Source organism: Streptomyces luteolifulvus, from assembly GCF_008806595.1.
GTDB lineage: Bacteria > Actinomycetota > Actinomycetes > Streptomycetales > Streptomycetaceae > Streptomyces > Streptomyces luteolifulvus.
This window is the reverse complement of sequence record NZ_VZRB01000001.1, coordinates 279,433-296,770: the sequence shown is the minus strand read 5'-3', so window position 1 is coordinate 296,770 and position 17,338 is coordinate 279,433. Positions and strand designations below refer to the sequence as shown.

Annotated in this window: 12 protein-coding genes; 6 read left to right on the top strand and 6 right to left on the bottom strand. The window is 70.1% G+C overall.

What is annotated here, in order from left to right; genetic code table 11:
- Positions 1 to 14 precede the first annotated feature (14 nt).
- Positions 15 to 1,208, bottom strand: coding sequence for an argininosuccinate synthase (locus F7R91_RS01375; protein WP_191971300.1), 1,194 nt, complete (start codon positions 1,206 to 1,208; stop codon positions 15 to 17).
- Between the two features lie 122 nt (positions 1,209 to 1,330).
- Here F7R91_RS01375 and F7R91_RS01370 point away from each other — a divergent pair, with 122 nt between their 5' ends.
- The 5 genes from F7R91_RS01370 (at position 1,331) to F7R91_RS01350 (ending at position 5,773) form a co-directional block, all read left to right on the top strand.
- Positions 1,331 to 1,918: a pyridoxamine 5'-phosphate oxidase family protein gene (locus F7R91_RS01370; RefSeq protein ID WP_150943529.1), complete on the top strand. Its 588-nt coding sequence runs from the start codon at positions 1,331 to 1,333 to the stop codon at positions 1,916 to 1,918.
- Between the two features lie 3 nt (positions 1,919 to 1,921).
- Complete coding sequence (locus tag F7R91_RS01365; RefSeq protein WP_150943526.1) at positions 1,922 to 2,629, top strand: L,D-transpeptidase family protein; 708 nt, start codon at positions 1,922 to 1,924, stop codon at positions 2,627 to 2,629.
- Between the two features lie 151 nt (positions 2,630 to 2,780).
- Positions 2,781 to 4,163: a ferredoxin reductase family protein gene (locus tag F7R91_RS01360; RefSeq protein ID WP_191971299.1), complete on the top strand. Its 1,383-nt coding sequence runs from the start codon at positions 2,781 to 2,783 to the stop codon at positions 4,161 to 4,163.
- Between the two features lie 28 nt (positions 4,164 to 4,191).
- Complete coding sequence (locus F7R91_RS01355; protein ID WP_191971298.1) at positions 4,192 to 4,980, top strand: FMN-binding protein; 789 nt, start codon at positions 4,192 to 4,194, stop codon at positions 4,978 to 4,980.
- Positions 4,973 to 5,773: an FAD:protein FMN transferase gene (locus F7R91_RS01350; protein ID WP_225320487.1), complete on the top strand. Its 801-nt coding sequence runs from the start codon at positions 4,973 to 4,975 to the stop codon at positions 5,771 to 5,773. The genes F7R91_RS01355 and F7R91_RS01350 overlap by 8 nt, the downstream gene beginning before the upstream one ends.
- A gap of 135 nt (positions 5,774 to 5,908) precedes the next feature.
- Here F7R91_RS01350 and F7R91_RS01345 read toward each other — a convergent pair whose 3' ends face one another.
- The 5 genes from F7R91_RS01345 to argC are packed head-to-tail and all read right to left on the bottom strand — an operon-like array spanning position 5,909 to position 10,748.
- Complete coding sequence (locus F7R91_RS01345) at positions 5,909 to 6,448, bottom strand: arginine repressor (RefSeq protein ID WP_150943525.1); 540 nt, start codon at positions 6,446 to 6,448, stop codon at positions 5,909 to 5,911.
- A 19-nt stretch (positions 6,449 to 6,467) separates the two neighbouring features.
- The gene (locus F7R91_RS01340) at positions 6,468 to 7,673 is read right to left on the bottom strand and encodes an acetylornithine transaminase (protein ID WP_150943523.1); all 1,206 of its coding nucleotides are present in this window, start codon (positions 7,671 to 7,673) and stop codon (positions 6,468 to 6,470) included.
- On the bottom strand, positions 7,670 to 8,575 hold the full coding sequence (gene argB / locus F7R91_RS01335; RefSeq protein WP_150943521.1) for an acetylglutamate kinase: 906 nt from the start codon (positions 8,573 to 8,575) through the stop codon (positions 7,670 to 7,672). The genes F7R91_RS01340 and argB overlap by 4 nt, the downstream gene beginning before the upstream one ends.
- Positions 8,572 to 9,723, bottom strand: a complete 1,152-nt coding sequence (argJ, locus tag F7R91_RS01330; RefSeq protein WP_150943519.1) for a bifunctional glutamate N-acetyltransferase/amino-acid acetyltransferase ArgJ — start codon at positions 9,721 to 9,723, stop codon at positions 8,572 to 8,574. The genes argB and argJ overlap by 4 nt, the downstream gene beginning before the upstream one ends.
- Positions 9,720 to 10,748, bottom strand: coding sequence for an N-acetyl-gamma-glutamyl-phosphate reductase (gene argC, locus F7R91_RS01325; RefSeq protein WP_150943517.1), 1,029 nt, complete (start codon positions 10,746 to 10,748; stop codon positions 9,720 to 9,722). The genes argJ and argC overlap by 4 nt, the downstream gene beginning before the upstream one ends.
- A 332-nt stretch (positions 10,749 to 11,080) precedes the next feature.
- Here argC and F7R91_RS01320 point away from each other — a divergent pair, with 332 nt between their 5' ends.
- Positions 11,081 to 17,233, top strand: a complete 6,153-nt coding sequence (locus tag F7R91_RS01320) for a DNRLRE domain-containing protein (RefSeq protein ID WP_150943515.1) — start codon at positions 11,081 to 11,083, stop codon at positions 17,231 to 17,233.
- Positions 17,234 to 17,338 lie beyond the last annotated feature (105 nt).

Here is a 17,338-nt window from a genome sequence, read left to right as displayed (position 1 = left end):
GCCCCGGCTGCCGCTCAGGTCAGATCCCGCTTGGCGGCGATCTTCGACGACAGACTGTAGATGTCGATGAAGCCCTTGGCCGCGGCCTGGTCGAAGGTGTCGCCGGTGTCGTAGGTGGCGAGGTCGAAGTCGTAGAGGGACGACTCGGAGCGTCGCCCGGTGACGACCGCGCGGCCGCCGTGCAGGGTCATCCGGATGTCGCCGTTGACATGCTGGTTGGCCTCGTCGATGAAGCCGTCGAGGGCGCGCTTGAGAGGCGAGAACCACTGGCCGTCGTAGACCAGTTCGCCCCAGCGCTGCTCGACCTGCCGCTTGTAGCGCGCGAGTTCGCGTTCGACGGTGACGTTCTCCAGCTCCTGGTGGGCGGTGATCAGGGCGATCGCGCCCGGAGCCTCGTACACCTCGCGGGACTTGATGCCCACCAGCCGGTCCTCGACCATGTCGATCCGGCCGATGCCCTGGGCGCCGGCGCGCTCGTTGAGCTGCTGGACGGCCTGCAGGACGGTGACGGGCCTGCCGTCGACGGCGACCGGGACGCCCTGCTCGAAGGTGATGATCACCTCGTCGGCCTCGCGCGGGGCGGCCGGGTTCGAGGTGTACTCGTAGACGTCCTCGATCGGGGCGTTCCAGATGTCCTCCAGGAAGCCCGTCTCGACCGCGCGCCCGAAGACGTTCTGGTCGATGGAGTACGGGGACTTCTTGGTGGTGGCGATCGGAAGCTGCTTCTCCTCGCAGAAGGCGATCGCCCTGTCCCGGGTCATCGCGTAGTCACGGACGGGGGCGATGCACTTCAGGCCGGGCGCGAGGGCGGCGATGCCGGCCTCGAAACGGACCTGGTCGTTGCCCTTGCCGGTGCAGCCGTGGGCGACCGTGGTGGCGCCGTGCTTCCTGGCGGCGGCGACGAGATGCTTGACGATGGTGGGCCGGGAGAGCGCGGAGACCAGCGGATAGCGGTCCATGTAGAGGGCGTTGGCCTTGATCGCCGGGAGGCAGTACTCGTCGGCGAACTCGTCCCTGGCGTCGGCGACCTCGGCCTCGACCGCGCCGCACGCGAGGGCACGCTTACGGATGACGTCCAGGTCTTCGCCGCCCTGGCCGACGTCGACCGCGACGGCGATGACCTCGGCGCCCGTCTCCTCGGCGATCCAGCCGATGGCGACGGAGGTGTCAAGACCGCCTGAGTAGGCGAGTACGACGCGCTCGGTCACGGGGTTCTCCTCAGCAGTGCATTCTCTCCCTATGCATGAGTATGCATTGCACTGCATGATTCGTCAATCCCGGCCGCAAATTCCTTAGACGGGCGAAAGACATCCCCCCATAATCGTTGGACATGGGAAAGACCTATGAACGCATAGACGGCAGGCTCCGCACGTTCATCGAGGCGCAGCCCCTCTTCTTCACCGCCTCCGCCCCCCTGTCCGGCGACGGCACGGTCAACCTCTCCCCCAAGGGCCTCAGGGGCTCCTTCGCCGTGCTGGACGAGCGCACGGTGGCCTACCTCGACTTCGCCGGCTCCAACGCGGAGACCATCGCCCATCTGCGCGAGAACGGCCGGATCACCCTGATGTGGTGCGCCTTCCAGGGCCCGCCCACCATCGTCCGGGTGCACGGCCGCGGCGAACCGGTCTTCCGCGACGACCCGCGCTTCCAGGAACTCCTCGCCCGCTTCCCGGACATCGACGCGACCCCGCACGGACTGCGCGCCGTCATCGTCGTCACCGCCGAGCTGATCCGTGACTCCTGCGGATACGCCGTCCCGTACATGGCATACGAGGAGGACCGCGAGCTCCACGGAAAGCGCTTCGCGCGTGAGGACGACGCCTCGCTGAGCGAGTACTTCGCGAACAAGGACCACATCGCGACGAGCCTGGATGGCCTACCCGGGCTGCCGTTGCCGCTGCCGCCGTCTACGGTCTGAGCCATGCGCTTTCCTGTTGTCGCCGGTGTCGTGTCCGCATCCTTCCTGTCGCTCGGTGCCGCGCCGCCCGGCGGCGCGGCACAGGCGCCGCTGCCCGCGCGGATGGCGGACGCGGGGGGCGGCAGTCAGCTGATCACGGCCGTGGCGCCCCTGGCCGGGTCGACCTCCGGCACGGTGACCTGGTGGGACCTGCGGGGCGGGACATGGGTCAAGGCCGGTTCGGCGGCCGCCCGGTTCGGGGCGAACGGACTCGTCGAAGGGGCCTCGCGCCGGCAGGGGACGAACACGACTCCCACGGGCCTGTACGCACTGCCGTATGCCTTCGGCGTCAAGGCGGCGCCGGACGGGATGGACTACAAGTACCGCCCCGTGCACCGGGATTCATGGTGGTGCCAGGACAACACCTCGCGCTCGTACAACCGTTGGGTCGAGCCGCGTCCGGCGGACTGCCGGGCGGGCGAGGCCGAGCGGTTGATCTCGTATCCGACGCAGTACGCGTACGCGCTCGTCATCGCGTTCAACTACGAACGGCCGGTGCGGGAGCGCGGCGCCGGTATCTTCCTGCATGTCAACGGCCGTGGTGCCACGGCGGGTTGTGTCTCGGTGCCGTCGGCGGCGATGCGGCGGATCCTCGCGTGGGCGGATCCCGGGAAGAAGCCGCACATCGCCATCGGGACGACGGACGGGGCGACCGCGGTCACCCGGTACTGAGCCGGGCACCAAGGCCTCGGACTCTGGGGTTACCGCCAGTCACCCCAGTCCGCACCGGACTCTGCGGGCGGCTGAACACACGGGCGACGCGGCACGTACAAGTGGACCGAGGGACCACGCCACCCCCCTTGCTCCCGTCCCCGGAGGAATCGTGACCACGACGCTCGCAGGCGGCCGCGCCGCCCGCCGCCAGACGATGCGCCGCATCCGCCCGCGCCGCTCACCGGCGACCATCCTGCTGATCGCCCTATGGGCCGGCGCGGCCGGCGTGCTGTGGCTGTGGTGGCACAACACCCCGTCCATCGCGGACAACAACAGCAGGATCCTCAACGCGGGCCGGATCACCGGCCTGCTCGCCGGCTATCTGATGGCGCTCGTGGTGCTGCAGATGGCCCGGGTGCCCGCCCTGGAACGCCGGGTCGGCTCCGACCGGGTCGCCCGCTGGCACGCGATGAGCGGCCGGTACACGATCTGCCTGGTCGTCGCGCACGTCTTCCTCACCATGTGGGGCTACGCGCTCCAGGCCGGCAAGTCGCTCGGCGACATCGTCCAGCAGACGATCGACTCCATCAATCAGCTGCCGGACATGGGCAAGGCGGCCATCGGCACCGGACTGCTGTTCCTCATCGGGCTGGTGTCGATCGGCGGGGTGCGGCGCAGGATGCCGTACGACGCCTGGTACCACATCCATCTGATGACGTACGCGGCGGTGTTCCTGACGTTCTGGCACCAGATCACCACCGGCAACGACTTCGCCGTAGAGCCCACCGCGAAGACCGTCTGGTACGGGCTGTACGGCACGGTCACCGCGCTCGTGATCTGGTACCGCATCCTCACCCCGATCCGGCTGAATCTGCGTCACCGGATGTTCGTCGAGGCGGTGATCGAGGAGACCCCGGGCGTCGTGTCGGTGCTGATCGGCGGTCGCAAGCTGCACCGGATGGGCGCGGAGGCCGGACAGTTCTTCCGGTGGCGGTTCCTCGCACCGGGCATGCGGTTCAGCTCCCACCCGTACTCGCTGTCGGCGGCGCCCCGCCCCGACATGCTGCGGATCACGGTGAAGGCGATCGGCGACCACAGCGCCCGGCTGCGCGAACTCACGCCCGGCACCAAGGTCTGGGCCGAGGGCCCGTACGGCGCGATGACCGCCCAGCGCCGCAGCCGCGGCAAGGTGCTGCTGGTCGCGGGCGGTGTCGGGATCACGCCGATGCGGGCGCTGTTCGAGACGCTGCCCGGCGCGGCCGGCGACATCACCCTCCTGTACCGGGCCAACAGCACCCAGGACCTGGCCCTGTGGGACGAGCTCGCCGCCATCGCGGACGAGCGCGGCGCCCGGCTCATGTACGCGGTCAACAGCCCGGACGGGGAACGCCCGGACATCTCCGCGGACAGCCTGCGCCGGAAGATGCCGGACATCGACAAACACGACGTCTTCATGTGCGGGCCGAACGGGTTCGCGCAGTCCGTGTACGAGGCACTGCGCGGCGCGGGAGTTCCCGCCCGCCGCATCCATCACGAGTCGTTCGAGATGTGAGCGACGGGACTTCAGGAGCTCAGAAGCGATGAGGAAGAGTCACCCCATCCGGCGTGTCGTGCTGGCCACCGCCGCCACCGTGTCGGGAGTCGTGCTGCTGCTGTCGCTGAAGCCGGCGTCCGACCCGGGCGCCGCCGCGGCCGCCGGCGGCGCGGCGCCGCAGCAGACCGCCGCGGCTCAGGAGTCGGCCCAGGGCGGTGCCCAGGCCGCCGCGAGCGGCACGGTCACCGGCGATGCGGCGCAGACCCAGTACGGCGCGGTCCAGGTACGCCTGACCGTGAACAACGGCAAGATCACCAAAGCCGAGGCGGTCCAGGCGCCCAAGGGCGGCCAGAGCGACCGGATCACCGCCGACGCCGTGCCCAAGCTCAACCAGGAGGCGGTCGCCGCGCAGGGCGCGGACATCGACGCGGTGTCCGGGGCGACGTACACCAGCGGTGGCTACAAGCAGTCGCTGCAGTCGGCGCTCGACAAGGTCAAGGCCGCCGAGCCCGCGGAGGGCTCGTCGCAGGGTTCCGGCGACGGCTCGGGCGGTGCCCAGATCACCCGTACCGTCACCGGCAAGGCCGTCCAGACGCAGTACGGTCCCGTCCAGGTCCGTATCACCGTCAGCGGGGGGAAGATCACCGAGGCGGAGGCCGTCCAGGCCCCGTCGGGCGGAACGAGCTCCCAGAAGACCGAGCTGGCCGTCCCGAAGCTCAACCAGGCGGCGGTGGCGGCCGGCAGCGCCGACATCGACTCCGTGTCCGGGGCCACGTACACCAGCACCGGCTACCAGCAGTCCCTTCAGTCGGCGCTGGACCAGGCCGGTGGCTGACACGGTGACCGAGCCCGCGCAAGCTCCCGCCGCGGTACGTCATGCGGAGGAGGTCATGGGGACCGTCTTCTCCTTCGACGTCCGCGGCGGGGAACCCGCCGCCGTACAGGCGGCACTTCAGGAGGCCGTCGCCGGGCTGCACCGGATCGACGAGGTGTTCAGCACGTACCGCGACGGCAGCGACATCTCCCGGCTGGCCCGGGGCGAGCTGTCCGTCGAGGAGTGCGATCCGCTGGTCGCCGAGGTGCTGGAACTGGGCGCCGAGGCGGAGCGGACGAGCGACGGCTGGTTCAGCATGCGGTACCAGGGCCCGCTCGATCCGACCGGGATCGTCAAGGGCTGGGCGGCGGAGCGGGCTGCACGTGCCGTGGCGGCGGCCGGGGCGAGCGGGGTGAGCGTCAACGGGGGCGGCGACGTCCAGCTGCTCGGCACGCCCGGCGCACAGCGGCCTTGGCGGGTCGGGGTGTCCGACCCGTTGCGGCCGGGCGGGCTGGCGGCGGTGATCTCCGCGGCGGGCACGGAGGAGCTGGCGGTGGCGACATCCGGTACGGCGGAGCAGGGCGCGCACATACTCGACCCCCGGACGGGCCACTCCGCGGTGACGGATCTCGTGGCGGTGACGGTGGTGGCCCCCTGCCTGACATGGGCGGACTGCTGGGCCACGGCAGCGTTCGCGATGGGTTCGCGGCAGGGGTTGCGCTGGTTGGAGTCGCTGCCGGGGGTGGAGGCGTTGCTGATCACCGCGGGCGATGAGGTGCGGTGCACGGGAGGTTTGGCGGCGCGGCTGGGGTGAGCGGCGCTGGGAGCTGACCCGCTGCCGGTGCGTGCGGGCGGGTTGCGCGGCCCGGCGCCGACGGGGTGCCGCTGCGCCCACCCGTGCCACCCGTGCCGCCCGAGCGGCACGACTGCCCGCGGCTGCGCCCGGCGCTCAATGCCCGTTCTGGGCCAACCGCAGCAGATGGTCCGCCAACGCCTGCCCCCCACTGGGATCCCGGCTGATCAGCAGCAGCGTGTCGTCGCCCGCGATCGTCCCGAGGATGTCGTGCAGTTCCGCCTGGTCAATGGCAGAGGCCAGGAACTGCGCCGCCCCCGGAGGAGTCCGCAGGACGACGAGGTTCGCAGAAGCCTCCGCGGAGATCAGCAGCTCCGCCGACAGCCTCCGCATCCGCTCCTCCTTCGCCGACTCCCCCAACGGCGCCCGCGGAGTCCGGAAACCCCCCTCACTCGGCACCGCGTAGATCAGATCACCGTCGGTGTTACGGATCTTCACCGCGTTCAGCTCGTCCAGGTCCCGGGACAGCGTCGCCTGCGTGACATGCAGCCCGTCGTCCGCGAGAAGCTTCGCCAACTGGCTCTGCGACCGCACCGGTTGCCGGTTGAGAATGTCCACGATCCGGCGGTGGCGTGCCGTGCGGGTCTGCGGCACGGCAGGCCCGGCGGTCTGCTCGTGATCCTGCGCCTGGCTCATCGTCGTCTCATTCCCCGGATCATCCGTCCCCGTTGGCTGCCTTCGCTGCGTCCAGGATGCCGGGCAGCACCCGGAGGAACGCGTCCACGTCGTCGTCGCCGAGATTCAGCGCCGGCATGAGCCGTACGACGTCGGGGGCGGGCGCGTTCACCAGGAAACCGGCCTCCTGAGCCGCCTGCTGCGCCTGCGGCGCGAGCGGTTCGGTGAGCACGATACCCAGGAGGAGGCCCGCACCCCGGACATGCGCGATCAACGGATGCCGGGAACCGCCGTCCGCGCCCTCGATTCCGTCGCGCAGTCTCTCGCTCTGCCGCTTCACGTTCTCCAGCAGGCCCTCGGCCGCGATGGTGTCGAGGACGGCGAGTCCGGCGGCGCAGGCGACGGGGTTGCCGCCGAAGGTCGTACCGTGCTGGCCGGGCCTGAGTAGGTCGCCGGCGCGCCCGAAGGCGACGGTGGCGCCGAGCGGCAGCCCGCCGCCGAGTCCCTTCGCGAGGGTGACGACATCGGGCAGGACGCCTTCGTGGGCCTGGTACGCGAACCAGTGCCCGGTACGGCCGATGCCGGTCTGTACCTCGTCGAGGACCAGGAGGGAGCCGGTGGCGGCGGTGATCGCGCGGGCGGCCTTGAGGTAGCCGGGCGGGGGCACCACGACCCCGTTCTCGCCCTGGATCGGCTCGATGATGACGAGGGCCGTCTCCTCGGTGACCACGGCGGCCAGCGCCTGCGCGTCGCCGTACGGGACGTGCGTGACCTCGCCGGGCAGCGGCAGGAACGGCTCCTGCTTGCCGGGCTGGCCGGTGAGCGCGAGGGCGCCCATGGTCCGGCCGTGGAATCCGCCCAGAGTGGCCACCATGTGGGTCCGCCCGGTCAGCCGGCCGATCTTGAAGGCGCCCTCGTTCGCCTCGGCGCCCGAGTTGCAGAAGAACACCTTGCCGTCGCGGCCGAAGTGCTGGAGCAGGCGTTCGGCGAGCGCGACGGGCGGTTCGGCGATGAAGAGGTTGGAGACGTGGCCGAGGGACGCGATCTGCCTGCTGACGGCCTCGACGACGGCCGGGTGGGCGTGGCCGAGCGCGTTGACCGCGATACCGCCGACGAAATCGACGTACTCCTTGCCCTCGGCGTCCCACAGCCGGGTGCCCTCACCGCGCACGAGCGGGAGCCTCGGGGTGCCGTAGTTGTTCATGAGTGCGCCCTGCCAGCGCGCGGTCAGGTCCTGGTTGCTCACGACTCCCCCTCGTGCTCGTCGGGCACGACCATCGTGCCGATGCCCTCGTCGGTGAAGATCTCCAGCAGGATCGAGTGCTGGACCCGGCCGTCGATGACGCGGGCGGTGGTCACGCCGCCCCGCACGGCGTGCAGACAGCCCTCCATCTTCGGCACCATGCCGGAGCTCAACTCCGGCAGCAGCTTCTCCAGTTGGGAGGCGGTGAGGCGGCTGATCACCTCGTCGCTGTTCGGCCAGTCCTCGTACAGGCCCTCGACGTCCGTGAGGACCATGAGGGTTTCGGCGCCGAGAGCGGCGGCCAGTGCGGCGGCCGCCGTGTCGGCGTTGACGTTGTAGACGTGTCCGTCGTCCTGGCTGCGGGCGATCGACGAGACGACCGGGATACGGCCGTCGGCGAGCAGTGCCTCGATCGCGCCCGTGTCGATGTCGGTGATCTCGCCGACCCGCCCGATGTCGACGAGCTCGCCATCGATCTCGGGCTGGTGCTTGGTCGCGGTGATGGTGTGCGCGTCCTCACCGGTGAGGCCGACGGCGAGCGGCCCGTGCTGGTTGAGCAGCCCGACCAGCTCGCGCTGGACCTGCCCGGCCAGCACCATGCGGACGACGTCCATGGCGTCCTCGGTGGTGACGCGCAGGCCCGCCTTGAACTCGCTGACGATGCCGTGCTGGTCGAGGGCGGCGCTGATCTGCGGGCCGCCGCCGTGCACGACGACCGGCTTGAGGCCGGCGTGGTGCAGGAACACGACGTCCTGCGCGAACGCGGCCTTCAGCTGCTCGTCGATCATGGCGTTGCCGCCGAACTTGATGACGACGGTCTTGCCGTTGTGCCTGACCAGCCAGGGCAGGGCCTCGATGAGGATCTGGGCCTTGGGGAGCGCGGTGTGCTTACGAGTGGTGCTCATGACGAGTACGCGCTGTTCTCGTGGACGTAGTCCGCGGTGAGGTCGTTGGTCCAGATGACGGCCGTCTCGGCGCCCGCGGCCAGGTCGGCGACGATGTGCACCTCGCGGTAGCGCATGTCGACCTTCTCGCGGTCCTCGCCGACACCGCCGTTCTTGCAGACCCAGACGCCGTTGATGGCGACGTTCAGCTGATCCGGTTCGAAGGCGGCCCCGGTCGTGCCGATCGCGGAGAGCACGCGGCCCCAGTTGGGGTCCTCCCCGTGGATGGCGCACTTGAGGAGGTTGTTGCGGGCGATGGAGCGGCCCACCTCGACGGCGTCGTCCTCGGTCGCCGCGTTGATCACCTCGACCTTGATGTCCTTGCCGGCGCCTTCGGCGTCCCGGATGAGCTGCTGGCCGAGGTCGTCGCAGACGGCCCGTACGGCTTCGGCGAACTCCTCGTACTCCGGGGTGACTTCGCCGGCTCCGGAGGCGAGCAGCAGCACGGTGTCGTTGGTGGACATGCAACCGTCGGAGTCGATGCGGTCGAAGGTGACCTTGGTGGCGGCGCGCAGGGCCTTGTCCAGCGTGGCGCTGTCGACGTCGGCGTCGGTGGTGAGGACGACGAGCATGGTGGCGAGGCCCGGGGCGAGCATTCCGGCGCCCTTGGCCATGCCTCCGACGGTCCAGCCGTCCGTGGTCACGACGGAGGTCTTGTGGACGGTGTCGGTGGTCTTGATGGCGATGGCGGCCTTCTCACCGCCGTGCTCCGACAGCTGGGCCGCGGCCGTCTCGACCCCCGGCAGCAGCTTGTCCATGGGCAGCAGCACACCGATGAGGCCGGTGGAGCAGACGGCGATCTCGATGGGGGCCCGCCCGAGGACGTCGGCGGCCTTCTCGGCGGTGGCGTGGGTGTCCTGGAAGCCCTTGGGGCCCGTACAGGCGTTGGCGCCGCCGGAGTTGAGGACGACGGCCGAGACCTGGCCGCTCTTGAGCACCTGCTCGGACCACAGCACCGGCGCGGCCTTGACACGGTTGGAGGTGACGACGCCCGCGGCGGCGCGGCGGGGCCCGGTGTTGACCACGAGGGCCAGGTCCGGGTTGCCGTTCTCCTTGATCCCGGCGGCGATGCCTGCCGCCGAGAATCCCTTGGCTGCCGTGACGCTCACGGTGCGACTCCGATCGTGGAAAGCCCCGTGGTCTCGTCGAGCCCGAGGGCGATGTTCATGCTCTGGACGGCACCGCCCGCGGTGCCCTTCGTCAGGTTGTCGATGGCGCTGATGGCGATGATGCGGTCCGCCGCCTCGTCGTACGCGACCTGCACCTGAACGGCGTTCGAACCGTAGACGGACGCCGTGGCGGGCCACTGTCCCTCGGGGAGGAGGCGGACGAAGGGTTCGTCGGCGAAGGCCTTCTCGTAGGCGGCGCGGAGCGAGTCGCCGGTGACGCCGTCGGCGGCCTTGGCGCTGCATGTGGCGAGGATGCCGCGGGGCATCGGCGCGAGGGTCGGTGTGAAGGAGACACAGACGCGCTCGCCGGCGGCCGCGGAGAGGTTCTGGATCATCTCGGGGGTGTGCCGGTGGACACCGCCGACGCCGTACGGCGACATCGACCCCATGACCTCGCTGCCCAGCAGATGGGGCTTTGGCGCCTTGCCCGCGCCGGAGGTGCCGGAGGCCGCGACGATCACGGCCTCGGGTTCGGCGATCCCGGCCGTGTACGCCGGGAAGAGGGCGAGCGAGACGGCCGTGGGATAGCAGCCGGGCACCGCGATGCGCTTGGACCCCTCCAGCGCGGCGCGGCCACCCGGCAGTTCGGGGAGGCCGTAGGGCCAGGTCCCGGCGTGCGCGCAGCCGTAGAACCTCTCCCAGTCGGCGGCGTCCTTCAGCCGGAAGTCGGCGCCCATGTCGACGACGAGCACGTCCGGGCCGAGCTGCTCGGCGACGGCGGCGGACTGACCGTGCGGCAGGGCGAGGAAGACGACGTCGTGTCCGGCGAGGACTCCGGGGGTCGTCTCGGCGAGGACGCGGTCGGCCAGCGGCAGCAGATGTGGCTGGAGTGCGCCGAGCTTCTGGCCGGCGTTGGAGTTGCCGGTCAGGGCGCCGATCTCGATCCCGGGGTGGCTGAGCAGCAGACGCAGGAGCTCTCCGCCCGCGTATCCGCTCGCTCCGGCCACTGCCGCACGTGCCGCCATGTCCATCCTCCTCTTGATGGCATGACTATACGTTTCGCTGCACGTTTATGCAATCCGTCCCCCGTGAACACATGTGGGCCATGTCACAGGAAGTAATCGGGGGCCTGTCGCACACCTTTGCGATGATCAATCCTTTTGTCGCTTCCGGCAGACAGCTAGGTTTTCACACCGACCACACTTCTTCACGGCAGCCACACATATGGCGCCTCAGAATCGAATACGGGTGGATGTTGATACCACTGGGGGACTTGTCCTCTCCTTTCCGGAGAAGGACTGTTTGGCATGAGCGCAGCAAGTTTCTGCGCTGGACGGCGGGCGGGCTCGCCGCGGTCATGTCCGTGACCCTGCTGCAGGGGGCGGCCGAGGCCGCTCCGCAGGCGAAGCCCGCCAAGCCCGAGGCGGCGACCACCGCGGCCGACATCGCCTCGGCGAAGGTCGCGGCGCGGTTGTCGGGCAAGCGGGTGGAGGCGCTGTCGGAGCGCACCGAGACCTCCACGACCTGGGTGAACAAGGACGGCAGCCTGACGACGGAGCTGTCGGCCGGGCCGGTGCGCTTCGAGCGTGACGGCGCCTGGGTGGACGTCGATGTGGATCTGCGCGAGTCGGGCCGTGGCGTGGAGCCGGTGGCGCACCCCAACGGGCTGCGGCTGGCGGGCAGGACGGGTACGCCGGCGAAGTCGCTGAGCGCGGCGCAGCAGTCGAAGGCCGTCGACCTGGTGACGCTGGGCGAGGGCAGTGAGCAGATCACGCTGGGCTGGAAGGGCGGTCTTCCGGAGCCGGAACTGCATGGGGCGCGCGCGGAGTACGTCAACGCGGTGCCCGGCGCGGATGTGGTGGTCGAGGCGACCCGCACCGGCTTCGAGCAGTACGTCGAGATCAAGAAGAAGCCGGCCACCGACGGGTTCTCCTACACGCTGCCGTTGGAGACCGAGGGGCTGACGGTCGAGCAGCTGAAGAACGGCAGCCTGCAGTTCACCGACAGGAAGAACAGGAAGCGGGCCGTCATGCCCGCGCCGGTGATGTGGGACGCCACCGTCGATAAGCGCTCCGGCGAGCACACCCGCCGGGTGCCGGTGTCGATGAAGATGGTCAAGAAGGACTCGGGCGTCGACCTCGTGGTCACCCCGGACCCCGAGTTCCTCGCCGACCCCGAGACCAGGTACCCGGTGACGGTGGACCCGTCGACGTCCTCGCTGTCGAATGTCTTCGACACCTATGTGCAGCAGGGCGAGACGGCCGACCTGTCGTCCGACACGGAGCTGGACTTCGGCAACCCGGGCACCACCAACGCCGACGGGACGCCCCGCACGGCACAGTCCTTCATCGGCTGGAACACCTCGCCGATCGCCGATGCCCTGATCTCCAGCGCGAAGCTGAGCCTGTGGAACTTCCACTCGGCCAACCAGACGGGCTGCTCGGCGCAGTCGTGGGAGGTGTGGTCCTCCGGGGCCGCGTCGACGTCCTCCCGGTGGACGAACCGTCCCACCATGACGGCGAAGAAGGCCACCTCGACCGAGACCCGCGGCAACCCCTCGTGCACCTCCCAGCCGGACGGCTGGATCAACGCCGATGTGACCACGCTGGCGCAGGAGTGGGCCTCGGCCAAGGCCACCCGCGGGCACATGGGTGTGCGCGCGACGAGCGAGACGGCCGTGGCGCAGTGGAAGCGGGTCAACTCCGCGAACGCGGCGGCGAATCCGCCGAAGCTCGTGGTGACCTACAACTTCCGGCCGAAGACGGGCACCAGGCAGGAGGCCGGCCCGCCGTTCTTCTCCTACGGCGGCGCCTACATGGTGAACACCACCACACCGACGCTGCGCGACACCTTCGTCGACGCCGACGGTGACAAGGTCAACGGCACCTTCCAGATCTACGACAACGCCACCAACACACAGGTCGGCGAGGTGATCGTCTCGAAGTACGTGGCCTCCGGATCCGCGGCGTCGGTGACCGTTCCGTCCGGGGTGCTGAGCAACGGCAAGACGTACAAGTTCCGCACCAACCCCTACGACGGGACGCACTACAACACCGGCTGGTCGGCGTGGAAGACGTTCACCGTCGACACCTCGGCCCCGTCCGCCCCGGCGCAGATCACCTCCACCGACTACCCGGCCGGGCAGTGGGTCAAGGGCGCGGGCCAGGCAGGCACCTTCACCGTCACCCCGCCCTCCGCGGACCACAACTGGCTGGAGTGGTCGCTGGACGGCGTGACCTGGACCAGGGTCGCCACCGGCGGCTCGGGCGCTGCCAAGGCGATCTCCGTCACCCCGCCCAAGAACGGCACCCACACCCTCCAGGTGCGGTCCGTCGACAAGGCGGACAACAAGTCCGAGGCCAAGGAGTACACCTTCCACGCCGGTTCCGGGGGCTTCCTCCAGCCGGCCGAGGGCGAACGCACCGCACGCCGGCTGCCGTTGGTCGCCGAGGCCGAGGGCGGCACGTACGACAAGGTCTCCTTCTCCTGGCGCCGCTCCGAGGCCGACGCCTGGGTGAAGATCCCCGTCGGGGACGTCACCTCCGGCGGGACGGCGCTGACCGCCTGGCCGGTCGGGCTCACGGGCGGCAGGAACGCGGCGCTCGTCTGGAACGCCACCGGCACCGTCGACCCCGACGGCACGGTCCAGATCAAGGCCGACTTCACCGGCCCCGGCTCCGCCTCCAGCAGCACCGAACCGCTGACCGTGGTCGTGGACCGCAACGCCGACGGCGCCGCCACCACCGACGCCGGTCCGGGTTCGCTGAACCTGCTCACCGGTGACTACACGCTGACGGAGACCGACGCGTCGTTCTTCGGCATGACGATGACGCGGACCGCCTCCTCGCGAAACCCCGACCAGGGCGCCCAGCAGGAGGGCCAGGCCGCGATCTTCGGCAAGGAGTGGGTCGCGGGCACCATCGCGGACGACACCACGTCCGACTACAGCCATGTCCGCAAGGTCTCCGACACCGCGGTCGACGTGGTGATGTCCGAAGGCGACGCGGTCCACTTCACCGCCAACGCGGCCAGGACCGGCTGGGTCCCCGAGCCCGGCGCCGAGGCGCTCACCCTCAAGGGCGCTGTCACCGGCTCGTTCACCCTGTCCGACACCGAGGGCACGGTGACGACCTTCGCCAAGCCCGGCTCGGCGGCCACGGCATGGCAGGTCTCCACCACCCTGACGGACGGTCTGAGCAACTCCACCACCAAGGTGGTCTCCGAGACCGTGACCGCGGCCGGCAAGACGCTGGCCCGCCCCAAGCGGATCATCGCCCCCACCTCGGCCGCCACCGCTGCCGCGTGCGAGGCCGATCCGGCCACCAAGGGCTGCCGGGTACTGGAGTTCGTCTACGCCACCGCGACCACGGCGACCGGTACCGCGACCGACGCCGACTTCGGTGACGTCACCGGCCAGGTCAAGCAGATCAAGCTGTGGGCCACCGGCCCCGGCGCCGCCGCCGCGACCGCGACGGCCGTGGCCTCGTACCGGTACGACTCCGCCGGCCGGCTGCGCCAGTACTGGGACCCGCGGACCGGACAGCAGGCCGAGAGCCAGTACGCCTACGACGAGGGCCGCGTCACCTGGTTCCAGCCGCCGGGCGTGCTGCCGTACAGCTTCGACTACGGCAACGCCGGCAGCGGCACCGCCCCCGGTGCGGGAATGCTGCTCAGCGTCTCGCGTCCGGCCCTGAAGCAGGGCTCCGTGGACACCACCGAGGGCGAAGCGGTCACCAGCATCGTCTACGGCGTCCCGCTCACCGGCACCAAGGCACCCCATGCCATGGGCGCCGGCGATGTCGCGAAGTGGGGGCAGCTCGACACCCCGAGCGACGCCACCGCCGTCTTCCCCGCCGACTCCGTGCCGCCGTCCCACGACGGCGCGGACCTGACCGGCGGCGGATACACACGCGCCGAGGTGCACTACCTCGACGCCTCCGGCCGTACCGTCAACACGGCGGAGCCCGGCAAGCACATCAGCACCACCGAGTACGACCGGTTCGGCAACACCGTCCGTGAACTGAGCGCGGCCAACCGCGAGCTGGCACTCGGCACGACGGACACGCAGAAGGACACGCTGACGGGTCTGGGCATCATCTCCCGCTCCGCGGCCGAGCGAGCCCACCTGCTGTCGACCACCTCCCTGTTCAACGAGGCCGGCACCCGGGAGGTCGAGGAGTTCGGCCCCCTCCACCGGGTGGACCTGACCGAGGACCTCAAGGACGGAACCACCGTTCTGGTCAAGGCCGGCACGTCCGTTCCGGCCCGCACCTGGACGGTCAACGAGTACGACGAGGGACGGCCCACCGACGGCACGGCCAAGGTCAAGGACCAGGTCACTCTCAAGATCGTCGGCGCCCGTGTCCGCGACTACTACTCGGTCATGGGTGAGAAGCGCGTCACCGAGACCCAGTACGACTGGGCCAAGGGCCTTCCGAAGCTGGTCATCCAGGACTCCGGCGGCCTGAACCTGACGACCACCGCCGGGTACGACGCACAGGGGCGGATCACCGACCTCGTGCCTCCGGCCGGCACCGGTGACGACGCTGCCAGCCGCGTCACCACGTACTGGTCCGCCGACGGCACCGGCTTCTGCAAGGGCCGCCCCGAGTGGGCCGACCAGGTCTGCTGGAGCGGACCGGCCGGAAAGATCACCGGCGGCGGCAGCCGGCCCGACGAAGTGACCGACTCCACCGTGGAGTACGGCTACTTCGGCCAGCCCACCAAGGTCACCGACACGGCCAACGGCCAGTCCCGCACCACCACCAGGTCGTACGACGACGCGGGCCGGCCGCTGAAGACCACGGTGACCGGCGGCCTCGGCCAGGCGGTCCCGGAGTCCACGGTGGAGTACGACCCGGCTACCGGCGAGGTCACCAAGATCACCTCTCCGACGGCGGGCACCATCACCAAGGCGTACGACAAGCTCGGCCGCCTCATCTCGTACACCGACGCCGACGGAGGCAGGACCACCACTGCCTACGACGAGCTCGACCGCGTGGTCAAGGTCAGTGACACCGTCCCGTCGACCGTCACCTACACCTACGACCACGGCGCCGAGCCGCGCGGTCTGGTCACCAAGGCCAGCGACTCGGTCGCCGGTGACTTCTCCGCCGCGTACGACGCGGACGGCTCCGTCACCGCCGAGAAGCTGCCCGGCGGCTACACCCTGAACATCACGGAGGACGCCACCGGCGCCCCGACGTCCAGGGCCTACACCCGGGACAGCGACGGCACCGCCGTCTACACCGACGTGGTGACCCGCTCGGTCCAGGGACGGACGACCAGCCACTCCGGCTGGTCCGACCAGCGCTACGCATACGACAAGGCCGGTCGTCTGACCGCGGTCGAGGACACCGTCGGCGAGGTGTGCACCCGGCGCACATACGCCTTCGACAAGCGTTCCAACCGCACCGGTCTGACCACCGCGACGGGCGAGGTGTCCGGAACCTGCCCCACCACGGGAGGCACCACCACCAGCCACAGCTACGACAGCGCCGACCGGCTCGTCGACTCCGGTTACTCCTACGACGCCTTCGGCCGCACCACCGCCCTGCCGGGCAGCACCGTCGACTACTACGCCAACGACCTCGCCTACCGGCAGACGGCGAACGGCAAGCGGCAGACCTGGCAGCTCGACGCGGCCCTGCGCTTCCGCTCCTGGAAGGCCGAGACCGGCAGTGGCACGACCTGGACACAGACCGCGTCCAGGGTCAACCACTACGGCGACGACAGCGACAGCCCCCGCTGGCTCGTGGAGGACACCGCGAGCGGAGCCGTCAGCCGCAACGTGCGGTCCGCCTCCGGCGACCTGGCCGCGGTCACCGGCAAGACCGGTGACACGGAGCTGCAGTTCACGACCATCCACGGCGATGTGGCGCTGCAACTCCCGCTGGACGTGAGCAAGGCACCCGTCGTCGTCGACTCGGACGAGTACGGCAACGTCCGCGAGGGCGGAAGCGGGAGCCGCTACGGCTGGCTCGGCGCCAAGCAGCGCTCCGCCGAGACCCCCACCGGTCTCGTCCTCATGGGGGCCCGCCTCTACAACCCCGCCACCGGCCGGTTCCTGTCCGTCGACCCCGTCGCGGGCGGCAGCTGCACCAGCTACGAGTACGTCTGCGGCGACCCGGTCAACCTGGTCGACCTCGACGGCAGAATGACGGCGGTCGCCCTCGTCGGCATGGCCGGACTCGGAGTCAGCACCGGCACGGTACTCGCCGTGATCGGTGTGGGCGCGGTCGTCGCCATCATCGGCCTCGTCTGGTGGTACGGGAAAAAGTGGGCCATCAACAAGGTGAAGAGGCTTTGGCGCGAGGCCCGCAAATCCGGAAAGGAAAGGGCGAGCGACGCTCCGAGCTTCGTCAAGGGGAAGAACAAGATCCCCGGAAAATCGGCACAGCAGTCGGCGGTGGAATACTTCAAGAGGGCGTTCGGGCGCCCTCCGAGCAAACGGGAAATGGGCCCCGGTGGGCCCATCAACAAGGCTAAGAAGTATCTCGATCGCAAGTAGATAGGTCACCGGAAAACACTTCGGGGGTGCGGCGCCGACCGGCGCCGCACCCCCGAAGTGCTTGTATCATGAAAATATCCCCCGGGGTTTACCCGGGAGCGAATT